An 8,710-nucleotide genomic window follows, 5' to 3' on the forward strand; every position below is an offset into this window, starting at 1 on the left:
CTTATGAGAAGGCCAACAAGGTGTGGTCGGAGTTCACCACACCTTGGAATTTCGGCCATGAGCTGCTCGAGCCGGACATCGACCGCATCGCGCCGTCGCTGGAAGTCGGCTTCCGCCATTTCCCCGCCTTTCAGAAGACCGGCATCAAGCAGATCATCAACGGCCCCTTCACCTTCGCGCCGGACGGCAATCCGCTGGTCGGCCCGGTGCGCGGCCTGCCGGGCTTCTGGGTTGCCTGCGGCGTCATGGCCGGCTTTAGCCAGGGCGGCGGCGTCGGGCTGGCGCTCTCCAACTGGATGATCGAGGGCGATCCGGGCGCCGACATCTGGGCGATGGACGTGGCGCGCTACGGCGACTGGGCGACGATGGCCTATACCAATGCCAAGGTGCGGGAAAACTATTCGCGGCGCTTTTCGATCCGCTTCCCGAATGAGGAATTGCCGGCCGGGCGCCAGCTCAAGACGACGCCGGTCTACGACACGCTTGCCGCCAGGGGTGCGCAGTGGGGCGTGTCCTATGGGCTGGAAGTGCCGCTCTGGTATGCGCCGGAAGGCGTCAAGGACGAGTTCTCGTGGCGGCGCTCGACCGACTTCGAGCATGTCGCCAAGGAAGTCGCAACCGTGCGCAATGGCGTCGGCCTGTCGGAGATCTCGAACTTCGCCAAATACAAGGTGACGGGCGAGGGCGCGGCGGCCTGGCTCGACCGCATGCTTGCCTGCAGGCTGCCCAGGCGTGGCCGCATGACGCTGACGCCGATGCTGAAGGATGACGGCAGGCTGATCGGCGATTTCACGCTCGCCAATATCGACGACGCAGAGTGGTTCATCGCCGGCTCCGGCATTGCCGAGCAGTACCATATGCGGTGGTTCGAGGCGCATCTGCCCAAGGATGGCTCGGTGCGGATCGAGGCGCTGGGGCAGAAGCTCACCGGCCTTGCGATTGCCGGTCCGAAGGCGCGGGAGGTGCTCGCCAAGGTCACCCGCGCCGATGTCTCCAACGCGGCGTTCCCCTTCATGGCGGTTGCGCGGATGGATATCGGCATGGCGCCGTGCCTCGTCGGCCGCGTCAGCTACACCGGCGATCTCGGCTACGAGATCTGGGTGGCGCCGGAATATCAGCGCGCCGCCTACCAGGCGCTGCTGGCTGCGGGCGAGGAATTCGGCATCGGCCTGTTCGGCTCTCGCGCGCTCAATGCGCTGCGGCTCGAGAAGAACTACGGCTCATGGGCACGCGAGTACCGGCCGATCTACGGGCCGGTCGAGGCCGGGCTCGATCGCTTCGTCGCCTATGGCAAGGACGCCGACTTCATCGGCAAGGAGGCAGCGGTGACCGAGCGCAAAGAGGGCGGCAAGCTTCGGCTGCGCAGCTTCATCGTCGACGCCACCGATGCCGATGTGATCGGCGACGAGGCGATCTGGCATGACGGTGTCGTGCGTGGCTGGGTCACCTCGGGCGGATATGCGCATCACTCGAAGAAGTCGGTCGCCATGGGCTACGTGCCGAAGGAGATCGCCGACAGACCGGACGGATTCGAGATCGAGATCCTCGGCAAGCGGCGCGCGGCGCGCATCCAGTCCGCGCCGCTGTTCGATGCCAATTTCGAGCGGCTGCGCGCCTGAAGCACCGCGGCTCCGCCGATGCGCTTCAGATTCTTGATTTTGCGCATGTCGTTACCCCAAAACCGCTAAAGCATGTCTCCCGAAAGTGGGAACCGGTTTCGGGGCAAAGACATGCGCAAAATCAAACGCCTAAAGCGCAAGGAGCGAATCTGAAAGATCGCGACGCGCTTTAGGCACTTTTGGGCGACATGCACTGGCGGTGCATGCTTGTCAGCCGCGACGATTGTCCAATGCGAAGGCGCCGGAGCCGGCGAAGATCAGATAGAGGAAGATGAAGCAGAACGAGATCGCCGCGTCGCCGCTGTTGTTGACGGGGAAGAAGTCGCGCGGCATGTGCGCCATGAAATAGGCGATTGCCATTTCGCCGGCGAGGAGGAAGGCGACCGGGCGGGTGAAGAGGCCGAGCGCAAGCAGGATGCCGCCGGCGAATTCGAGAATGCCAGCAGCCGTCGTCAACCCGGTTAGGGCATGCGGCTGGGCGCTGACCGGGAAGTTGAACAGCTTCTGCGAGCCATGTTCGATGAACTGCAAGGCGGTCATGATGCGCAGCACGCCCAGCGCCTGCGGCCGGTACTGGGCAAGGCTTTCAAAAGGCTTCATCTAAAACTCCACTTTACCCCCGCCCGGCGATAAATTATCGCCCGGCGATGGACCACTCACTTCCCATGGCCTGCCATCAACAATCGGTGAGTGGAAATGGTTTCAGTTCCCGTATTTGTTCTCTTCATGGTTGCAATTATCCCTCTAAAGTTGTATTGATATGCGCATACACCAACCATGCGAGTCCCCTTAGCCATGAGAAAAGTCGTCATCAGCCTCTTCGCATTCCTTGCCAGCACCAGCTTTGCCGTAGCCGCGGATACCGGCTGCGATGCCTTCAAATGGCCGGTCGCGCGCGAGCAGGCCTTGTTCCCGGCGGCGCCCGCCGCGCAGTCCGGCGCCGCCCTAGCGGTCGGGCAAGCGGTCGATTTCTCGCTCGAGGCCGTCGACACGGTCAGCTTCGAGGTGCCGCCGGAACGTGCGCCGGCGGCGGGCACGTTCGGCGCCACGGCAAATGTGACCGTCCCGCCTCAAGGCGAGCTCCAGCTCAGCCTGTCCGACGAGGCCTGGATCGATGTCGTGCAGGACGGCAAGTCGACGATGATCAAGATCATGACCGGCATCCATCAGCCGACGTCGGGCGTGCTGGAGATCGGTGGTCGGCCGGCCTTGGTCAACGGCCCCCAGGCCGCGCGTGCGGCCGGCCTTGCCGCCATGTACCAGGAGCCGATGGTTTTTCCCGACCTCGACGTGGCCGAGAACATCTTCATCAGCTCAACCCGCGAGGGCTGGCTGCAGAACCGCGGCAAGCTGCGCCGCAAGGCGCGCGAACTCATAGAGCGCATCGGGATGCATGTCGACGTCGACCGCGTCGCCAGCGGGCTGACGCTGGCCGAACAGCAGGCCGTCGAAATAGCGCGGTCGCTCAGCCAGGATGTGCGCGTGCTGATCATGGACGAGCCGACGGCATCGCTTTCGGCGCATGAGGCGGCCCAGCTCCGGGCCGTCGCCGCCAATCTCGCGCGCCAGGGCGTCGCCGTGGTCTATATCTCGCACCGCCTGGAAGAGGTCTTCGAGATCGCCCACAGGGTGACCGTCATTCGCGACGGCAGGCACATCTCGACCCGGCCGATCGCCGAGGTGACGTCGCAATCGATGATTGCCGAAATGGTCGGCCGCGACGTCAGCAACTATTTTGAAAAGGCTCCGTCGCACGCCACCTCCGAGGTCGTGCTTTCGGTCCGGGATTTCGGCCGTGAAGGCGTTTTCGAAGACATCAGCTTCGATCTGCGTCGCGGCGAGATCATGTGCATGGCCGGGCTCATCGGCGCGCGCCGCACGGATGTCGGACTGGCCATCTTCGGCATCGCGCCGGCAACCTCTGGCACCATGACCTACAAGGGGGCGCCCATAAGCGTGACCAAGGCAGCGCAGGCCATCGATCTGGGGATCGCCTACGTTTCGGAAGACCGCCGCAAGCTTGGACTGGCGATGTCGATGTCGATCCGCTCGAACATCTCGCTCGCCACGCTCGCCCAGTATCTTTCCCCGGCCGGCATGCTCGACCGCAAGCGCGAACGCGAGACCGCCGAAGCCTACCGCAAGCGGCTGAACATCCGCACGCCGGACGTCGAACTGGCCGTGGGGCTGCTGTCAGGCGGCAACCAGCAGAAGGTCATGCTTGCAAAATGGCTGAACCTGAGGCCCGACCTCCTGATCTTCGACGAACCGACACGCGGCATCGACGTCGGCGCCAAGGCCGAGGTCCACGATCTGATCCGCGAATTCGTGGCAAAAGGCGGTGCGGCACTGGTGATCTCTTCGGATCTCCCGGAGGTGCTGGCATTGGGCGATCGCATACTGGTCATGCGTGAAGGACGGCAGATGGCGATCGTCGACAACGCCGGTGCCACCCAGCATGGCATCATCGCGCTCGCGACCGGCCAGTCGGGCATGAGGATGGCAGGGTGATGTCGACGCTGCTCAGCCGTATCAGCCCGCAGACCCTGCGCATCGTCGCGCTTCTGACAGTGCTGCTGCTCGTGGTCCTGTTCTTCTCCACCCAGATCGACGGCTATCTGAGCGGCCGCATGTTCAACCGGATCACGAGCTCGGTGGCGATCATGGCGCTGGTCGCTACCGGGCAGACACTGGTCATCCTGACGCGCAACATCGATCTCTCCGTCGGATCGATCGTGGGCTTCGCGGCTTTCGCGGCCGGATTGCTCGTTTCGCGACACCCCGATCTCAACCCGCTGCTGCTGGTGGCCTACTCGGCGCTTGTCGGCACTGCGCTGGGCGCGGTGAACGGCTTTCTCGTCGCCTATGCACGCGTGCCCTCGATCATCGTCACGCTGGCGACGATGGCGATCTTCCGCTCGGCGCTGGTCGAATATTCGGGCGCCCAGTCGATAACCTCGCAAGAGCTGCCGCAATGGCTGGTCGACTTCCCGAACCTGCAGCTCTTCTCGATCGGCAGCTTCGATTTCCGGGCCGGTTTCGCGATGGCGCTCGCGGTCGTGGTTCTGGTCCACATCGCGCTCAACAGGCTGAGGCCGGCGCGCCGCTTCTACGCGGTGGGCTCCAACCCGGAAGCGGCCGAGATGGCCGGCGTCAACGTCGCCGGCACCGTGTTTGCGGCGTTCCTGCTTTGCGGCGCTCTTGCGGGGTTGGCCGGCTTCATGTTCCTTGCCCGCTTCGGCAACATCACCGTGGTCGCCGGCCTCGGCTTTGAACTGAAATCAGTCGCGGCGGCGGTGCTGGGCGGCGTCAATATTTTCGGGGGCTCGGGCACGGTGATCGGCGCATTCATCGGCGCGATCCTCGTCGACCTTATCGAGGCAAGTCTGGTGCGCTGGCATCTCGTCAGCGAATTCTGGCGCGAGGCTGTGCTCGGCGCCCTGATATTGTTGTCCGTCGCCATGGACGCCGTGGTGATGCGGCGCCTCGTCCGGCTTCGGATCGGCAGGGAAGCAGCCAGGAAGAAGACGGACAAGGAGAGCTCAGGCGAGGGTCCGAAACTGCGTGCGGAGACGGCGCCATGAGCATCCGGAACGGGTTCGGTCGTTTCCGCATCCAAGGCTGGGAGCTTTTCCTGCTCACCGCTCTCGTCGTCATCATGGCGACCAACAGCGCGCTGTCGCCCGACTACCTGCGCGTTTCGAACCAGATCAATCTGCTGCAGCTTTCCATCGAGAAGGTCATCGTGGCCCTCGTCATGACCTTCGTCATCATCAACGGCGAAATCGATCTCTCGGTCGGCTCGATGATGGGCCTCGCGGCCTGCAGTTTCGGCTGGCTGTTCCAAAGCGGCGTCCCGGCCTCGCTCGCGATCGTCATTGTGCTGTTCATCGGGGTGGCCGGGGGAGCGTTCAACGCGCTTTTCGTGACCCGGTTCGGCCTGCCTTCGCTGGTCGTGACGCTTGCGACGCTGATCGGTTATCGGGGACTGGCGCGCGTCCTGGTGGAGGATCGCGGCATCTCCGGCTTCCCGGAATGGTTCAACGCGCTGGGGCAGCAAGGCCTCGTAGGGCCGGTTCCCTTCGCGCTGATCGCTTTCGCGATCCTCTTTGCAATCAGTTGGGTCATCCTCCATCGGACCGGATTCGGCCGCAAGACCTACGTGATCGGCACCAATCGCAGCGTGGCGGACTTCGCGGGCATCGACACGGCTCGGCACAAGGCGATGCTGTTCATCGCATCCGGCACGATTTCCGCCTTTGCCGGCCTGCTTTACACGGCTCGCGTCGGCGCGGTGCGCGGTGACATCGCCTTCGGTTTCGAACTCGACATCATCACCATCGTGCTTCTGGGCGGGGTGAGCATCTTCGGCGGGGCGGGCACGCTGGTTGGAACGCTGCTTTCCATCCTCATCGTCCTCAACCTGCGCAACGGCATGGCTCTGATGAACATTACCGGTCATATCCAGACTGGCGTCATCGGCGTCCTGCTGATCGCCTCGGTCCTGGCACCGCGCATCGACATCGCGCGGCTGTTTGGCCGGCGCGCACCTCTGAAGGAGGACGTCTCGTGAACCGGACAGCCGCCGCGGACGAATTCGACAAGCCCATCGTTCGTGAATCGATAGCGGAAATGGTGGCTCGCCGGGTGCTCGACATGGTCAAGGCCGGCGTTCTCAAGCCCGGCGACCAACTGCCGCCGGAGCGCGACCTGGCGCAGTCGCTGAACGTATCGCGCCCCAGTGTCCGCGAAGCAATGCGGGGATTGTCGATCCTCGGCGTCGTGCGCACCCGCCAAGGCGGCGGCGCCTACATAAGCGAACTCGATGCGGATGCCCTTCTGGGACCGATCCAGTTCTTCCTGTCGCTGGAGGAGATGAACATCCGCGAGCTTTACGACGCCCGCAGCCTGGTCGAAAGCGCCGTTGCGAGCCGAGCGGCGGAGCAGCTGACCGACGACGAATTGCGCCAGCTCGAAACCATCCTCGACGAGCAGGCCGGCGTGCTCCACGACGCGCTGGCGTTCCGCATGTCGGACTACAGGTTCCACGAGCTTTTGTGGACGGGCGCCCGCAACGCCTTCCTCAGGCGCATCGGCCAGAGCCTCAACGTCATCGGACTGGAGTTCCGCAAGCGTGCTTCGGAGACCGAGGGAGTGCTGCAGCAGAGCTTTCGGGATCACAAAAGGCTCCTCGACGCGCTGAAGGCCCGCGATCCCGAGGCGGCGGCAACGGCCGCTGCGCGCCACATGCGCAACGTCTACAAATCGACGATCGGCCAGGGCAGCAAAGGCGGATACGAGCCATGACGACGAGGATCGGTGTGGTCGGTATCGGCTGGTGGGCGACCACCAACCACATACCGACCGTCCAGTCATGCCCCGATGCGGAGGTGGCCGCGATCTGCGACCTCAACGCGGATCGGCTGCGGGTGGTCGGCGAGAAATTTTCGATTGCGGGCCGCTATACGGATCTCGGTGAAATGCTCGCCAGGGAAGCACTCGATGGCGTCATGGTTTCGACGCCGCACGTCGCCCATACCGCCCCGGCGATCGCCGCGCTCGAGGCAGACTGCCACGTACTGGTGGAGAAGCCGATGGCGACCACGGCCGCTGACGGTCGCGCTATCGCGGCTGCGGCGAAAAAGGCCGGGCGCGAGGTGCTCGTGCCTTGCAGCCTCAACTTCACCGACTTTTCCGCCAAGGCCGCGAGCATGGTGCGCGCGGGACGCATCGGCACGGTTCGTCACGCCGTCTGCCAGATGGGATCGGCGCTGGACGATCTGTTTGCCGGCGAGCCGATGCTGGAAACCGCGGATCACCTCTTCCGTCCGCCAGCTTCGACCTGGGCCGATCCCGCCAAGGCAGGCGGCTATGGATGGGGACAGATGTCGCATTCGCTCGCGTGGCTGTGCTACGTCGCAGATATTCGTTTCGAAAGCATCTTCTGCATGGACGGCAAGTCCAAGACGGGGGTCGATCTCTACGATGCTGCAGTGGGGCGCGCGATCAATGGCGCGACCGTGTCGCTATCGGGATCGGCGACCGTGCCGAAGCACGTCGGCATGCATGTCGACGTGCGCATCTACGGCACCGAGGGGTGTCTGTTCTTCGACACCGAACGTGCGCGGCTCGAGTTGCGGCGGCTCGACGGCGGCGACGAGACCGTCGCGCTGACGCAGGAGCAAACCACCTATGACGGCGCGCTTCCGGTCCGCAAGTTCGTCGCGCTGTGCTCGGGTCGGCCTATCGTCAACGGCGCCGACGGCGAGAATGGCGCCCGCGTCGCCGAGGCGCTCGATGCCCTCTATCGTTCGGCCCGCAGCGGCCGGCTGGAGCAGACCGGAGGCTGAACGTGGGATGTCCCGATCGCCTGGAGCAATCCCAGGAAAAGTGTGAGCGGTTGGGCTCGGCGACTTCGCCGTAGCCTGCCGTTCGGAATTGCGTAAAAACAAAGAGATAGGGCGTTTGACCGTTGCGGTGAAACGGTGAACGCACTGCCTCGCCGCCCCGAGACACCGGAACCTCGCCGGGTGCTGAACCGCTTCATGCAAGGGAGTAGATCGGATGACAGGATATGCGTGGGTGCTCGAAGTCCGGCCCGGCTACGAGGAAGAATACAAGAGGCGTCATGACGAGATCTGGCCCGAAATGCTGACGGCGCTGCGGGCGGCTGGCATCCGCAACTACAGCATCTTCCGCCACGGCTTGACCTTGTTCGGCTATTTCGAGACCGACGATCTGGAAGCGACCAAGGCCAGGCTTGCCAGGGATCCCGACAACGCCAGGTGGGGCGAATGGATGGGACCCATCATGCGTATCGAGATCGATCCGGCGACTGAGTTTCCCTATCTTCTGCCCAAGCAGTTCCATATGGATTGAGCGACCGCCTGCGGCAGGTGCGGCAGACGCCATCTGCAGCCTCATCGAAAAGATCGAGAGACGAATGGCGGGTTACAAAAAACAACACCTCCGGAGCTGGCTCTCTGGTGTTGTTTGTGAATGGTTTTGGGGGGAGAGGATTTGGCTTGTTTTTCGGGGGCGTGGGCTTCGCCTGGCTGCGGGCGGCTGATGGCAGCTCCAATTGGCTGACC

At 63.9% G+C, this 8,710-nt stretch carries 9 protein-coding genes; 8 read left to right on the forward strand and 1 reads right to left on the reverse strand.

What is annotated here, in order from left to right; genetic code table 11:
- Window positions 1-1,619: glycine cleavage T C-terminal barrel domain-containing protein (locus FJ471_RS33270; RefSeq protein ID WP_140810158.1), on the forward strand; the 1,619-nt coding region annotated here is incomplete at its 5' end.
- A gap of 210 nt (window positions 1,620-1,829) precedes the next feature.
- On the opposite strand, the gene FJ471_RS33275 is transcribed toward FJ471_RS33270, so the two are convergent.
- Entirely contained in the window at window positions 1,830-2,219 is a 390-nt protein-coding gene (locus tag FJ471_RS33275; RefSeq protein WP_140810165.1) for a DoxX family protein, read from the reverse strand.
- Between the two features lie 195 nt (window positions 2,220-2,414).
- Here FJ471_RS33275 and FJ471_RS33280 point away from each other — a divergent pair, with 195 nt between their 5' ends.
- The 7 genes from FJ471_RS33280 to FJ471_RS35130 all read left to right on the forward strand — a co-directional run.
- Complete coding sequence (locus FJ471_RS33280) at window positions 2,415-4,130, forward strand: sugar ABC transporter ATP-binding protein (RefSeq protein WP_140810171.1); 1,716 nt, start codon at window positions 2,415-2,417, stop codon at window positions 4,128-4,130.
- On the forward strand, window positions 4,130-5,203 hold the full coding sequence (locus FJ471_RS33285; RefSeq protein ID WP_140810178.1) for an ABC transporter permease: 1,074 nt from the start codon (window positions 4,130-4,132) through the stop codon (window positions 5,201-5,203). The genes FJ471_RS33280 and FJ471_RS33285 overlap by 1 nt, the downstream gene beginning before the upstream one ends.
- Window positions 5,200-6,192, forward strand: a complete 993-nt coding sequence (locus FJ471_RS33290) for an ABC transporter permease (RefSeq protein ID WP_140810185.1) — start codon at window positions 5,200-5,202, stop codon at window positions 6,190-6,192. Before FJ471_RS33285 ends, FJ471_RS33290 begins: the two co-directional genes overlap by 4 nt.
- Window positions 6,189-6,926: a FadR/GntR family transcriptional regulator gene (locus tag FJ471_RS33295; protein WP_140810193.1), complete on the forward strand. Its 738-nt coding sequence runs from the start codon at window positions 6,189-6,191 to the stop codon at window positions 6,924-6,926. The genes FJ471_RS33290 and FJ471_RS33295 overlap by 4 nt, the downstream gene beginning before the upstream one ends.
- Window positions 6,927-6,940: 14 nt before the next feature.
- Window positions 6,941-7,969: a Gfo/Idh/MocA family oxidoreductase gene (locus FJ471_RS33300; protein ID WP_246684900.1), complete on the forward strand. Its 1,029-nt coding sequence runs from the start codon at window positions 6,941-6,943 to the stop codon at window positions 7,967-7,969.
- Window positions 7,970-8,183: 214 nt separating this feature from the next.
- Window positions 8,184-8,498: an L-rhamnose mutarotase gene (locus FJ471_RS33305; protein WP_140810209.1), complete on the forward strand. Its 315-nt coding sequence runs from the start codon at window positions 8,184-8,186 to the stop codon at window positions 8,496-8,498.
- Window positions 8,495-8,710, forward strand: a 216-nt coding sequence (locus FJ471_RS35130) for a hypothetical protein (protein ID WP_210242072.1), incomplete at its 3' end; no start/stop codon positions are given. The genes FJ471_RS33305 and FJ471_RS35130, both read left to right, overlap by 4 nt.

The sequence above is a fragment of the Mesorhizobium sp. B2-7-1 genome, from assembly GCF_006440735.1.
Classification (GTDB): Bacteria; Pseudomonadota; Alphaproteobacteria; order Rhizobiales; family Rhizobiaceae; genus Mesorhizobium.